General features: G+C 64.6%; 13 protein-coding genes and 1 tRNA gene. 7 read left to right on the top strand and 7 right to left on the bottom strand.

Annotated features, from left to right (window positions below; translation table 11 throughout):
* The first annotated feature begins 77 nt into the window (after positions 1-77).
* From K1T73_RS00455 to K1T73_RS00440, 4 genes are all read left to right on the top strand, one after another.
* Positions 78-638, top strand: a complete 561-nt coding sequence (locus K1T73_RS00455; protein WP_220602054.1) for a type 1 glutamine amidotransferase domain-containing protein — start codon at positions 78-80, stop codon at positions 636-638.
* 37 nt (positions 639-675) lie between these two features.
* Complete coding sequence (xseA, locus tag K1T73_RS00450; protein ID WP_220602053.1) at positions 676-2232, top strand: exodeoxyribonuclease VII large subunit; 1557 nt, start codon at positions 676-678, stop codon at positions 2230-2232.
* 136 nt (positions 2233-2368) lie between these two features.
* Positions 2369-3274 carry a LysR family transcriptional regulator gene (locus K1T73_RS00445; RefSeq protein WP_220602052.1) on the top strand — a complete coding sequence of 302 codons (906 nt, stop codon included), beginning with the start codon at positions 2369-2371 and terminating at the stop codon, positions 3272-3274.
* 168 nt (positions 3275-3442) lie between these two features.
* Complete coding sequence (locus tag K1T73_RS00440; RefSeq protein WP_220602051.1) at positions 3443-3979, top strand: NADPH-dependent FMN reductase; 537 nt, start codon at positions 3443-3445, stop codon at positions 3977-3979.
* Here K1T73_RS00440 and K1T73_RS00435 read toward each other — a convergent pair.
* The 3 genes from K1T73_RS00435 to K1T73_RS00425 form a co-directional block, all read right to left on the bottom strand.
* The gene (locus tag K1T73_RS00435) at positions 3972-5213 is read right to left on the bottom strand and encodes an FAD-binding oxidoreductase (protein ID WP_220602050.1); all 1242 of its coding nucleotides are present in this window, start codon (positions 5211-5213) and stop codon (positions 3972-3974) included. The two genes, K1T73_RS00440 and K1T73_RS00435, sit on opposite strands and share 8 nt — an antisense overlap.
* 141 nt (positions 5214-5354) lie before the next feature.
* Positions 5355-5480, bottom strand: coding sequence for a type B 50S ribosomal protein L36 (ykgO, locus tag K1T73_RS00430; RefSeq protein WP_005850168.1), 126 nt, complete (start codon positions 5478-5480; stop codon positions 5355-5357).
* Positions 5481-5562: 82 nt separating this feature from the next.
* Positions 5563-5637, bottom strand: a tRNA-Val gene (locus K1T73_RS00425).
* A gap of 156 nt (positions 5638-5793) precedes the next feature.
* Between K1T73_RS00425 and K1T73_RS00420 the strand changes: the two genes are divergently transcribed.
* Positions 5794-6660 (top strand): N-formylglutamate amidohydrolase, encoded by an 867-nt coding sequence (locus K1T73_RS00420; protein ID WP_220602049.1) that lies wholly within the window; start codon positions 5794-5796, stop codon positions 6658-6660.
* Positions 6661-6668: 8 nt separating this feature from the next.
* Here the strand turns inward: K1T73_RS00420 and K1T73_RS00415 are convergent, their stop codons facing one another.
* The 4 genes from K1T73_RS00415 to K1T73_RS00400 all read right to left on the bottom strand — a co-directional run bounded on the left by K1T73_RS00415 (position 6669) and on the right by K1T73_RS00400 (position 9521).
* Entirely contained in the window at positions 6669-7925 is a 1257-nt protein-coding gene (locus K1T73_RS00415) for a DNA polymerase IV (protein ID WP_220602048.1), read from the bottom strand.
* Positions 7926-8084: 159 nt separating this feature from the next.
* The gene (gene pyrF / locus K1T73_RS00410; RefSeq protein ID WP_220602047.1) at positions 8085-8786 is read right to left on the bottom strand and encodes an orotidine-5'-phosphate decarboxylase; all 702 of its coding nucleotides are present in this window, start codon (positions 8784-8786) and stop codon (positions 8085-8087) included.
* Between the two features lie 54 nt (positions 8787-8840).
* Positions 8841-9110 (bottom strand): hypothetical protein, encoded by a 270-nt coding sequence (locus tag K1T73_RS00405; RefSeq protein ID WP_220602046.1) that lies wholly within the window; start codon positions 9108-9110, stop codon positions 8841-8843.
* A 96-nt stretch (positions 9111-9206) separates the two neighbouring features.
* Positions 9207-9521 (bottom strand): hypothetical protein, encoded by a 315-nt coding sequence (locus tag K1T73_RS00400; protein WP_220602045.1) that lies wholly within the window; start codon positions 9519-9521, stop codon positions 9207-9209.
* Between the two features lie 231 nt (positions 9522-9752).
* Here K1T73_RS00400 and clpB point away from each other — a divergent pair, with 231 nt between their 5' ends.
* Together clpB and K1T73_RS00390 are read left to right on the top strand one after the other, a co-directional pair.
* Positions 9753-12371, top strand: a complete 2619-nt coding sequence (gene clpB / locus K1T73_RS00395; protein ID WP_220602044.1) for an ATP-dependent chaperone ClpB — start codon at positions 9753-9755, stop codon at positions 12369-12371.
* A gap of 275 nt (positions 12372-12646) precedes the next feature.
* Entirely contained in the window at positions 12647-13468 is an 822-nt protein-coding gene (locus tag K1T73_RS00390; protein ID WP_220602043.1) for a hypothetical protein, read from the top strand.
* Positions 13469-13522: the final 54 nt, after the last annotated feature.

Raw genomic sequence — 13522 nt, 5'->3', positions numbered from 1 at the left:
AGGCAAGCATGGCGGAACATGCGCGCAGGGGGTCGCGTTGGTCGTGCAAAGGAATGCAACGACGAAAGGAGAACATGATGGCTGATATCAGCAACAAGAAAGTCGCAATTCTCGCCACCAACGGCTTCGAGCAGTCCGAGTTGGAAAAACCGCTTGAGGCGCTGCGAGGCGCTGGCGCGGAAGTTCATGTCGTCTCACCCGATGGTGAGGACATCAAGGGGTGGGAAGGCTCAGACTGGGGCCGGACCGTCAAGGCCGACAAGGCCCTGTCCGATGTGAAAGCCGATGACTACAACGCCCTCGTTCTGCCGGGTGGCCAGATCAACCCCGATCTGCTGCGCGTGAACGACGAGGCGCTGAATTTCATCAAGACGTTCTGGGATCAGAAGAAACCCATCGGAGCGATCTGTCACGCGCCTTGGCTTCTGGTGGAAACGGGGATCGCCAAAGGTCGGGACCTCACGTCCTACAAATCGATCAAGACCGACCTCGTCAATGCCGGTGCCAACTGGCAGGATAGCGAAGTGGTCGTTGACCAGGCGCTGGTCACGAGCCGCAACCCGGACGATCTGCCTGCGTTCTGTGACAAGCTCATCGAGGAGATCGCGGAAGGCAAGCACGAGAGCCGCGCCGCGTGATCTTTTCATCGCCGCCGGGATGGGTCATTGATGGGTCATGTCCGACCTGATCGATGAACCGCGCCCCGGCGGCAACCTGCCAGAATACACCGTTTCCGAAATCTCCGGAGAGGTGAAGCGCACGCTCGAAGGCACCTTCGGGCGTGTTCGCGTGCGTGGCGAGGTGGGCCGCGTGTTTCGTGCCCGTTCGGGGCATCTTTATTACGACGTGAAGGACGATCGAAACGTTCTTGCCTGCACGACGTGGAAGGGCCAGATCGCCAATCTCTCGGTCGAGCCGGAGGAGGGGCTGGAGGTCGTGGTGACCGGGCGGCTCACCTCTTTCGGCGCGCAGTCCAAGTACAATCTCAACGTCGACGAGGTGGCGGTGGCCGGTCAGGGCGCGCTGATGGCGTTGCTGGAAAAGCGTCGCAAGGCGCTGGCCGAAGAAGGGCTGTTCGACGAAGCGCGCAAGCGCCCCCTGCCCTACCTGCCCGAGATCATCGGCGTGGTCACATCGCCGTCGGGTGCGGTCATCCGCGACATCCTGCACCGGCTGCGCGATCGTTTTCCCCGCAAGGTCCTGATCTGGCCGGTGGCGGTACAGGGCGCGAATTGCGCGCCCGAGGTGGCCCGCGCCATTGCCGGCTTCAACGCGCTGACACCCGGCGGCGCGTTGCCCCGGCCGGACCTCATCATCGTGGCGCGGGGCGGGGGGTCGATCGAGGATCTGTGGGGCTTCAACGAGGAGGCGGTGGTGCGAGCCGCCGCCGCCTCGGAGATCCCGCTCATCTCGGCCGTGGGACACGAGACGGACACGACACTTGTCGACTTTGCCGCGGACAGGCGGGCGCCGACGCCGACCGCGGCGGCGGAACTGGCCGTGCCGGTGCGCCTCGACCTGCTGGCCTGGGTCGATGGGCAGGCGGCGCGGCTGAGCCAGGCGTTGAGCCGGGGAATGGAACGGCGCGGCGAGCGTCTGCGCGATCTGAGCCGCGCGGTCCCGAGGGTGGAAACCCTGCTTGACGGGCCGCGGCAACGGCTCGATTTCTGGGGTGAGCGCCTGCCGGCCGCGTTGACCCGATCGGTACAATTGCGGCGTGTTGAATTGTCGGAGGTGACAGGAGCGCTGCGCCCAGGCGTCCTGCGCGGGAAGCTGCGCGACCAAGCGCAGCGTGTCGATCAGACCGCAGCGCGCCTGGCCCCCGCGCTGGGGCGGCAGGCGGCGCAGGGCCGAGAGCGGTTCGATGCCATGGCGGCGCGGCATGGCCGGTGCCGGCCTGACGCTGCGCTGGCGGAGCGTCGTGCGCGGCTCGAAAACTTCGGCGCGCGGCTGTCGCAGACCGGGAGCCGGCAGATGCGCGACCTGCGCGAGAGGATCGGTGCGCTCGATCGCCTGCGCGAGACACTGAGCTACAAGGCGACGCTCAACCGTGGCTACGCGGTGGTGCGGGGTGACGGGGACGTGGTGACGCGCAAGGCCGCGGCGGCCAAGGCCGGGGCGCTGGAAATCGAGTTCGCCGACGGCAAGCTGAACGTCGGCAGTCCCGAGGGGCCAGCGAAACGCCCGCCGCGCTCCAAGCTCGATGTCCCGGAACAGGGCGATCTGTTCTGAGCGGTGGAAACAACCGTTTCCCTGTTTCCCTGTCGTCTGCGATCCGGGCAAAACCCCGATATTGTCCGGCGGATGCCCCAGTTGTGCCCGAATTTCCCGCGATACGCTGATCAACGGAAATACAGAGGTATCGAGGATGGATCGCCTGACCGAGATGGAAGCCTTCGCCACGGTGGTGGATCAAGGCGGGTTCACGGACGCCGCCAGGAAGATGGGAATCTCCAAATCGGCCGTGTCGAAGCATGTCTCGTCGCTCGAGGCGCGGCTTGGCGCACGGCTTCTGAACCGCACCACACGGCGGGTGAGTCCGACCGAGATCGGCCTGGCTTATTACGACCGTGCCCTGCGGGTCCTGAACGACGCCGGAGAGGCCGACGCGCTTGTCTCGTCCATGCAATCCGATCCCTCGGGTCTTCTGCGAATCTCGGTCGCGACGGATTTCGGCGTCAATCACCTGAGCCCGGTGCTGGGCACCTTTCTCGAGGAATTCCCCGATATCACCGTCAACATGGTGCTCAACAACCGCTATGTCGAGTTGATTTCGGAAGGGTTCGACATGGCGATCCGGATCGGCGAGCTCGAGGACAGCACGCTGCGTGCCCGCAAGCTTACCGAGACGACGAAGCGCATGATCGCGAGCCCGGCCTACCTGCAAAAGCACGGTAGGCCGCTGAAGATCGACGACCTGAACGAGCACAAGCTCCTGCACTACTCCAGCCAGTCTGGCGGATCGGTCTGGAAGCTGACCGCGCCGTCGGGCGAAAAACGGCAGGTGCGCACGGCAGGGGGTCTCTCGGTCAATGATGGCCAGTCGCTTCTCAATGCGGCGATCTCGGGTCTCGGGATCGCCTATCTGCCGAGCTTTCTTTACGCCGATGCGATGTCGAAGGGCCTGGTCGAGGACGTGATCCCCGACCTGCCGGTCGAAACGCAAGGCATCTATGCCGTCTATCCGCCCGGGCGTTTCACGCAACCCAAGGTCCGCGCGTTCATCAACTTCCTGGTCCATGCCTTTGCCGACAAGGGACCAACCGAGTGGTAAGTTTTCCTCCCCGCTCATAGCAGAGCCAACTGAACCCCGGATGCCTTGCGCGTACGGGGTTTTTTCTTGCGTGATGCACATGCCATGTGCGCGGCATCCGCTTGCCTTGCGTGGAGGGCCGATCCATCTTGTCGCGCAAGCTGACATCCGCGCGAAAGGCCCTACAGCATGACCAAACCCGTCCTTCTCCTGCTCAGTGGATCGCTGCGAAAGGAGTCGTTCAATCGCAAGCTCATCCATCACGCGGCCAAGACCTTCGGTCCCGCCGAGGTGGTCGAGGGCGATCTCGATCTGCCGCTGTTCAACGAGGACGTGGAAGCGATCGGGAACCCCGACAAGGTCGAAACGCTGTTCGAACAGGTGAAGCGCGCCGATGCGTTGATCATCGGGGCGCCCGAATACAACAAGGGGGTTTCGGGTCCGCTGAAGAACGGTATCGACTGGCTGAGCCGTCCTCAGCCCTCGATCCTGAAGGACAAGATCGCGGTGGTCATGTCGGCGGCCGGTGGTCGCACCGGGGGCGAGACCGCGCATTTCATGACCGTCTCGATCCTCACGCAGCTTCAGGTGAACGTGGTCCATGGTCCGCTGATCCTGGTCGCGCAAGCCAAGAACGAATTCGATGAAAGCGGCGCGCTGACCAACGATTTCCTCGCAAAGCAGGTCGCGGCGCGGATGGAGCGGCTGCGCGGGATGCTCAGCTGAAGCGATTGGCGTCGTAGGGCGCGAGGTCGATGTTGGGGTGGCGCCCCGAGATGAGGTCGGCCACCCAGCGCCCCGTCCTTGGCCCGCCGGTCAGGCCGACATGTTGGTGCCCGAAGGCGGCATGAACCCCGGTCGATCCGATCTCACCCACCAGCGGAAGGCTGTCGGGTGTCGAGGGACGGAAGCCCATCCATTCCTCGGCACTCTCATAGGTGAGGTTCGGGAAGAGCTTGCCGACGTGGCGCCGGATAAGCCTGAACGGCGCCCGGGAGGGGCCCTTGGTGATGCCGCCCAGTTCGACGGTGCCGGCACAGCGCAAGCCGTGTTCCATGGGGTTCACGGCGAATTTCCCCGCGATCATCATGGGGCAGCGTGGCATCTGCGAGGGTTTCGAGAAATGCAGGTGATACCCGCGCTCGGGCTCGAGGGGCACCTTGATCCCGAGCTTTTTCAGAAGGGGTTTCGACCAGATCCCGGCCGCCATGACACACGCGTCGCACGGAAATGACCCTTCGTCGGTCTCGACTGACGCGATCCGGCCTTGGGCAAGCGTGATATCCTCGACCGTGGCACGACGCAGGGTACCACCCTCTTCCTCGAACACCCGCGCGAGGACCTGCATGTAGGCACCGGGATTGGTGATATGGCCATGATCGCGCAGCACGGCGAGGCATTGCATGTCGGGCCCCAGCATCGGATCGAATTCGCGCACGGCATCGCCTTCGATGAGTTCCGGAATATAGCCCGCGGCCCGCTTGATGGCCCATCCATAGGCATCCCGGTCAAAGGCCGCGCGGTCGGTGTAGACATAGGCGAGATCGCTGGTGGCGATGAAGGGCTCGGCGCTGGTGCCACGGGTGAGGGCGCGGTGCTGCTCGACGCTATCGCTGACCAGGGGGAGGAGGCCATCGGTCATGCGCTGCGCTCCGGCGCCGCGGCCGTGACGCACATAGGCCAGAAGCCACGGCGCAAGCCGCGGAAGATGCGACCACTGCATGAAGAGAGGAGAATTGGGATCGGCCAGGTATTTCAGGCCGGTGCGCAGGATATCGGGGGTGTTGACCGGCACGATGGCCCATTGCGCCAGAAGCCCGGCATTTCCGAAGGAGGCGCCGGCGCCCGGCCCTTCCTTGTCCAGCAGGGTCACCTGGTGCCCGGCGCGGCGAAGCCAGATCGCGGCACTGAGCCCGCAGATCCCGGCGCCGATGACGACGATCTTCTTGTGCTGTTCCATGATGCGCCTGCCTTGGCGAATGGGCCGTTACGCGATCCACCTAAGCCCAAGGCCACGCGGTCGGCAAGCGGTGTCGGGACGGGTTCGGGCAAAGAAAAACCCCGCCGGAAGGCGGGGCGTTTCGGTTGTCCGGTGTGCGGCTCAGCCCTGGCGGGCCTTGAAGCGACGCTGGGTCTTGTTGATCACGTAGACGCGGCCTTTGCGGCGCACCACGCGGCAATCCCGATGCCGGTTCTTGAGCGAACGGAGCGAGTTGCGAACTTTCATCGTTCCTCTCCTCTTTCTGTCGCGGCGCGGGCCAGCGCCTGGTGGTTGCGGGCGTTTCCGCGCGGGGCGGAAACAGTGAATATGGTGGGCGATACTAGGATCGAACTAGTGACCCCTTCGATGTCAACGAAGTGCTCTACCGCTGAGCTAATCGCCCGATGTCCGTGACCCGGTCCCAGGCCCCTCCCGAAACAAGAGGGGCGCGGAAAACCGCGCCGCAGCGTCGCCGTCTATAAAAGGAGTCGGGGAGGTGATCAAGGGCTTTTGAAGGGCGAATTTTTCGCGCTATGCTGAGCCGAGACCCGGAGGACCGATGCCGAGACGCGCCTATCACCTTTCAGAGCCTGCGACCAGGACCACGAGCGTCGTCTTTGCCTCGCCCCATAGCGGGCGGGACTATCCGCGCTGGTTCCTCGCGCAGTCGCGGCTTGACGAGGTGGCGATCCGGTCGTCCGAGGACGCGTTTGTCGATCAGCTTCTGGAGGCCGCGCCCGCGATGGGGGCGCCGGTGTTGTGCGCCCATGCGCCACGGGCGTTCATCGACCTCAACCGGGGTGCGGACGAGTTGGATCCGGCGCTGATCACGAATGTCCGCCCCGGGGGTCACAACCCCAGGGTGGCCTCGGGGCTCGGTGTGATTCCGCGGGTGGTGGCGAACGGGCAGCCGATCTACTCGGGCAAGATCCCGCGCGAGGAAGCGGAGCGGCGTATCGAGCGGTATTGGCGGCCCTATCACCGGGTGTTGCAGAGCCAGCTGGACAAGGCGGTGGCCGAGCTTGGCGAAGCCATCCTGCTCGACGTCCACTCGATGCCGCATGAAGCGATGGACGCGGTTGTCCAGCGCGGTCAGACGCGGCCGGAGGTTGTGCTGGGCGACCGGTTCGGCGCCTCGGCCGCGTCGGGAATCGTGGACCGGGTGGAGGCGGCGTTCCGGAGGGCGGGCCTTGTCGTGGCGCGCAATTCGCCCTTCGCCGGAGCCTATGTCACGCAGACCTACGGACGGCCCGCGCGGGGGCGTCACGCGATCCAGATCGAGATCGACCGCGCGCTTTACATGGACGAGACGCGCATCCGGCCCAACGCCGATTTCGACGCCTTCAAGGCGCTCCTGCGGTCGGTTCTGGCCGAGTTGGTCGAGATCGGCCAGCGGCGCGAGGAACGGCCCCTGGCCGCCGAGTAAAGAGACCGTTAACGCAGCGACCGGCCCTTCAGGATCGCGTTCTCGCCGAAACGCTGGCGGATCGCGTCGGTTGCCCGCTCGGCCTCGCTGCGGCGGCGCGCGCCCGGGTCGAGCAGGTCGCCAGAGAGATCCGCGGCGCCCTCGCTCACCAGATCGGAGATGCCCACGCCCAACAGGCGGTAGGGCGATGCATGATCCACCTGGTCGAAAAGAGCGCGGGCGCGGCGATAGATCGTGTCGGCCATCTGTGTCGCGTCCCGCAGGGCCGCGCGGCGGGTGATCAGCGAATGATCCGCGCGCTTGAGCTTGAGCGTCACGACGCGACCGGCGAGGCGGCGTGCCTTGGCGCGATCGCTCACCTTCTCGGACAGGCGCCAGATGTGCCCGTCGAGCAGGTCGGCATCGGCGGTATCCTCGCCGAAGGTGGTCTCGTTCGAGATGGATTTCACCGGCGCGCGGGCATCGACGCGGCGCCGGTCTTCGCCGCGGGCCAGATGCCAGAGCCGGTCGCCCATGGACCCGAAGCGCGCCACGAGGTCCGTGCGCTCCCACCGCAGAAGATCGGAGAAGGTGCGAATGCCGGCCTTGTCGAGCGAGGCTTGCGCGGCCTGTCCCACGCCCCAGATGAGGCGCACGGGCTTGTCACGCAGGAAATCGGCTGTCTCGGCCTTGCCAATCACGGAGAATCCTCTCGGTTTGTCGAGATCAGACGCGACCTTCGCTAAGAATTTGTTATGGCTGAGCCCAATCGAGCCGGTGACGCCCAGCTCGCTGCGCATCCGCGCGACAAGCCGCGCCAGCATCACGGCGGGCGGCGCACCGTGGAGGCGGGCTGTGCCGGTGAGGTCCATGAACGCCTCGTCCAGCGAGAGGGGTTCGACCGATGGCGTGAGATCCTCCATCATCGCGCGGATCTGGCGCGAGACGCCCACATAGACCTCCATTCTGGGTTTGAGAACAACGGCTTCGGGACAGAGCTTGAGCGCCTGGAACATCGGCATCGCGGAGCGGACGCCCCGGATGCGCGCGATGTAGCAGGCCGTCGACACGACGCCGCGCCGCCCGCCCCCGATAATCAGCGGCTTGTCGGCAAGCTCGGGATTGTCGCGTTTCTCGACGCTGGCATAGAAGGCGTCGCAATCCATGTGTGCGATGGAGAGGTCGTAAAGCTCGGGGTGGGACAGAACGCGCGGGCTTGCACAGGAGGGGCAACGGCCGGGGCCGGCGGGCGCGGTGGAGAAACAGTCGCGGCAGAAGGCGGGCATGACATGCACTTGGGTTGGTTGCGGCCAGTTTACACCAGATCTTGTGGTGTCTGAACAGATAAAGAGGGGGTAAACGCCGAGCTCCCAACGTCGGTATCCACGTCGGTATCACGTCGGTGCGAAGGTTAACGCCGTGTTAACGTCGTCACGGGGCGAGGATCAGGGCAATTCGGCGAGGATGGCGCGGGCGGCGGCGCGCGGCGCGGCGGCGGACCAGATGGGGCGCCCGACGACGATATGGTCGGCCCCGTCGGCGATGGCCTGTGCCGGGGTGGCGACGCGCTTCTGATCGCCGAGATCGCTGCCCGATGGGCGCACGCCGGGGGTGACGATGAGGCGATCCGCGGCTTGCGGCAGCGCGCGGATCATCGCGGCTTCCTGCGGAGAGGCGATGACGCCATCGGCGCCGGCCTCGAAGGCGCGGCCGGCGCGTTCGGCGACGAGGTCGGGGATGTCGCCCGCGCGCATCATGCCGGCGTCCAGGTCGTCGCGGTCGAGGGAGGTGAGAATCGTCACGGCGAGGATCTTGGTCCCCGACCCGCCCGCCCCTTCGCGCGCCGCGCGCACCACGTGCGGGTCGCCATGGACGGTGAGGAAATCGAGGTCGAACTGCGCGAGGCCCCGCACGGCGGCTTCTACCGTGGCACCGATATCGAAGAGCTTCATGTCGAGGAAGATGCGCTTACCGTGCTCCTGCTTGAGCTCGTTGGCGAGCGCGAGGCCGCCGCCCGTGAGCATCCCCAGCCCGATCTTGTAGAAGCCGACCGTGTCGCCCAGCGTGTCGGCCAGTTTCAGCCCCTCGAGCGCGTTCGGCAGATCGAGGGCGACGATGAGGCGGTCATCCGGGGGGGTGTGGGACATGGCGCGATCCTATCATGCGGGGTCGCGCCGTTTTGGACAGGCGAGAGGGAGCCGTCAAGCCATGGTGGACCGGGACGGAAGCGCGTCGGGGGCGAGCCCGACATCCTCGTGCCGTTGCCGGAACTCGGGCATCCGGCGCACCTGACGCACCGCATCGCGCACGAGTTCGACGGCAACCTCCTGCCTCGCCGCCCCCGAGGGGAGGGGCGCGCGGGCCAGAAGCGAGATGGAGCCGCGATCGGTGGTGAAGATGACCACGGCGCGGTGGTCGTCGTCAGCGGAATGGAATTTCAGATGGTCGAAACGGATCTTGCGGATGAGCATGGTGTCAGGGGAACCCCGCCTGCGGCGCGAGACCCTGGGCGTCCTGAAAGGCAAAGCCATCAGGGAGGTTCGGGCCGGATATGTCGGACAGGCCCTTCAGGCCGCGATGCGTGGGCCGCCGCGCCTGGGCCAGATCGTGCCGTCCGCGAGGATCTCGGCGACGCGGGCCTGGTAATCGGCGCTTGTCGTCGGGCGCGAGGCGTGAAGGCCCGGCACCTTGGCGCGATGCGCCTTTGCCGCGCGTTCGGTGAGGCGGCGCGCGATCACGTCGAACTCCTCGTAAAGAGTAGCGGTCACGGATGTGGGATAGCTGTATGTGCGACCTTCCTCCCGGACACGGATGAGGGTTTCGAAGGCCCCAACCTCGGGATTATACCGCACCTGATCAAATTCTATCTTTTCGATCTGCATCGATATGGTCCTCCTGCTCACGGGAAACGTCCCGTTCCTGCATAGATGGGGGACGTTTCGAAGAATTTAACGGCGACCGATTCGATTTTGTTCCGAATGGCCCGGAAACCCGATCACGAATGCTTGAACATCGTCCCGGCGCTGCCCATCTGACATTCCGAGGTTCCCGAAAGACGCATGCCTAAGATTGGGTGCGTCGCCCGGGGTAACGCTTGGACAAAGGAGATAGGGATGGACTTCGAGAAGTTCACCGAGCGGTCGCGCGGTTTCATTCAGGCGGCGCAGACGATCGCGATGCGGGAAAGCCATCAGAAACTGGCGCCCGAACATATTCTGAAAGCATTGATGGACGATGGCGAAGGGTTGGCGAGCAACCTGATCCGCCGCGCGGGCGGGTCGCCCGAGCAGGTGGTGCAGGCGCTCGACGTCGCGCTGTCGAAGATCCCGCGCGTCACCGGCGACGCGGGCCAGACCTACATGGACCAGCAGACCGGCAAGGTGCTGACCGAGGCCGAGAAACTCGCCAAGAAGGCGGGTGACAGTTTCGTGCCCGTAGAGCGGCTTCTGACCGCGCTCGCGGTGGTGAGGAGCGGCGCGAAGGACGCGCTGGACGCCGGCGCGGTGAGCGCGCAGAGCCTCAACGAGGCGATCAACGACGTGCGCAAGGGCCGCAAGGCGGATTCGGCGAGTGCCGAGGACACCTACGAGGCGCTGGAGAAATACGCGACCGACCTGACGGCACGGGCGCGCGAGGGCAAGATCGACCCGATCATCGGCCGCGACGACGAGATCCGCCGCGCGATGCAGGTGCTGAGCCGCCGCACCAAGAACAACCCCGTGCTGATCGGGGAACCGGGCGTCGGCAAGACGGCGATCGCCGAGGGGCTGGCCCTGCGCATCGTCAATGGCGACGTGCCCGAGAGCCTGGCCGACAAGCGGCTCCTGGCGCTCGACATGGGCGCGCTGATCGCGGGTGCGAAGTATCGCGGCGAGTTCGAGGAACGGCTCAAGGCCGTGCTGGGCGAAGTCACCGCCGCGGCGGGCGAGATCATCCTTTTCATCGACGAGATGCACACGCTTGTCGGCGCGGGCAAGGCCGATGGCGCGATGGATGCCGCGAACCTCATCAAGCCGGCGCTGGCGCGCGGTGAGCTGCATTGCGTGGGCGCCACGACGCTCGACGAATACCGCAAGCACGTGGAGAAGGACGCGGCGCTGGCCCGGCGGTTCCAGCCGCTCCTGGTCGAGGAGCCGACGGTCGAGGACACGATCTCGATCCTGCGGGGCATCAAGGAGAAATACGAGCTTCACCACGGGGTGCGCATCTCGGACAGCGCGCTGGTGGCCGCGGCGACGCTGAGCCATCGCTACATCACCGACCGGTTCCTGCCGGACAAGGCGATCGACCTCATGGACGAGGCGGCATCCCGCCTGCGCATGGAGGTGGACAGCAAGCCCGAGGAGCTTGACGCGCTCGACCGGCAGATCCTGCAGATGCAGATCGAACAGGAGGCGCTTCGCAAGGAAGACGACGCCGCGTCGAAGGACCGGCTCGAAAAGCTCGAGAAGGAGCTTTCGGACCTCCAGGAGCGCAGTGCCGAGATGACGGCGCAATGGCAGGCGGAGCGGGACAAGCTCGCCTCGGCGCGTGACCTCAAGGAACAGCTCGACCGGGCACGGATCGAGTTGGAGACCGCCAAGCGCGAAGGCAACCTCGCGAAGGCCGGGGAGCTGTCCTACGGTGTCATTCCGCAACTCGAGAAGCAGCTTGCCGAGGCCGAACAGGCCGAGGAGGAAGGCGTCATGGTCGAGGAGGCCGTGCGCCCGGAGCAGATCGCGCAGGTCGTGGAACGCTGGACCGGCATCCCGACGGCCAAGATGCTCGAAGGCGAGCGCGAGAAGCTGCTGGGCATGGAGGACAACCTGCATCGCCGCGTGATCGGCCAGGACCAGGCCGTGAAGGCCGTGGCCAACGCCGTGCGCCGCGCGCGCGCGGGTCTCAACGACGAGAACCGACCGCTCGGCTCGTTCCTCTTCCTGGGGCCGACCGGCGTGGGCAAGACCGAGCTCACGAAGGCCGTGGCCGAGTTCCTCTTCAACGACGACAGCGCGATGGTGCGCATCGACATGTCGGAGTTCATGGAGAAACACGCGGTCGCGCGCCTGATCGGTGCGCCACCGGGCTACGTGGGCTATGACGAGGGCGGCGTGCTGACCGAAGCGGTGCGGCGCAGGCCCTACCAGGTGGTCCTGTTCGACGAGGTCGAGAAGGCGCACCCGGACGTGTTCAACGTGCTGTTGCAGGTGCTCGATGACGGTGTCCTGACCGACGGCCAGGGCCGCACGGTCGATTTCAAGCAGACGCTGATCGTGCTGACGTCGAACCTCGGAAGCCAGGCGCTGAGCCAGTTGCCGGAGAACGCGGACGGGGCGCAGGCCAAGCGCGACGTGATGGACGCGGTGCGGGCGCATTTCCGGCCCGAGTTCCTCAACCGGCTCGATGAGACGATCATCTTCGACCGGCTCAAGCGCGAGGATATGGCGGGCATCGTCGATATCCAGATGCGGCGCCTCACGAAGCGGCTGGCGGCGCGGAAGATCACGCTCGAGCTCGATGACGCGGCGAAGGCGTGGCTGGCCGAGGAAGGCTATGACCCGGTCTTCGGGGCCCGTCCGCTCAAGCGGGTGATCCAGCGCGCGTTGCAGGACCCGCTGGCCGAGGCGATCCTCGCGGGCGAGATCCTCGACGGCAGCACCGTGCCGGTCACGGCCGGGGCCGAGGGCCTGATCATCGGGGACCGCGTGGGCAGTTCCGACCGCCCGCGCCCGGATGACGCGGTGGTGCACTGACGGCGTGCGTCGTAATGTGAGTTTTTAAGCCAAGAAGAAGAGCCGCGGGGTGAGAGCCTCGCGGCTCTTTTACTTGAAGGTGGAGAAAGTCAGCTTTGCGAGACGGAGCAGACGTATACGCTGCGAAAAGCAACGTTAGCTTTGAAAGGTTTCTGGGGAAACAATCTGCTTTCTCCCTTGAGAGGCCCCATTGATAGCTGCATTTTGCTGCCAGACTGATTTGGATGCTCTTCAATGAAAATACTAACTAGATGCGCGTCTGTGGACACATCGCCATGAAGCCGTATGTCATTCTCGCTTTGACGACCTTTCATGATCTGAACTCTGATGGGTTTGGAGCAGACCTCTATTCACTGATCAGTCAAATTGAGCCGCGACTATTACCGCAACGGGCAGGATGGCTTGGGACGTTGTCGGCGAGTGTGACGTCAATCGAGGACTTCGCTGCACTTTGGCGAAATGACCGGCAGATTTACACCTCGCAAGGGCGGTGCGGGAAACGTGAATCGACGGGTATTAACATGGGCGTGGAATGGACACGCCGGTCTGCAATCAAAAACAAAGGCAAGATCATACACCGTGGTATCAAATTCTCGAACCAAGCGGAGGCTTTGGTACTGCATTCTGAATGGCGCGCACGCGTAGATTGGCTTGAATTGTTTCGACGACTCTGCCTTCTGACAAAGGCAGCGCATGGAATGCTTCACCTATATTGCCCGGACGAAACATCCGGGTTCGGTCCCGACAAACGTTCGCTCTATCAACGGGAAGGAATCCACGGTCAGCAGGCATTTACTTACAGTATTGATCCATATGGAATTCGTAGACCTCCGGGGCCGGGCGACCCCAATCTCAAGACATTCCGTCAACTTCCGGAACTGACCTGGGCTACATGGCTGGGGTCCAACTTCGATGGTCAGTACGACCGACGAAGCCTTAAAGATATGGTCGTAAACACAGCGGAAACTCAAGACGGGTTTTTGTTCACAATCACAGATCAACTTGGAGACATCATGGACGACTTTGTATCTTTTCGAAATCGGCGGGATGCCGTCAAAGCTTCAGGGTTTCCAGAAACCTTTTTCCAAACTGATTAGACATTCTTATCGGACGGGCACCAAAGCACTTGGGTGAAAAGCCGACTTTTTTGT

This window comes from Roseovarius sp. SCSIO 43702 (genome assembly GCF_019599045.1).
Lineage (GTDB): Bacteria > Pseudomonadota > Alphaproteobacteria > Rhodobacterales > Rhodobacteraceae > Roseovarius.
The sequence above is the reverse complement of the archived record's forward strand: the minus strand, read 5'-3'. Positions and strand labels throughout refer to the sequence as shown.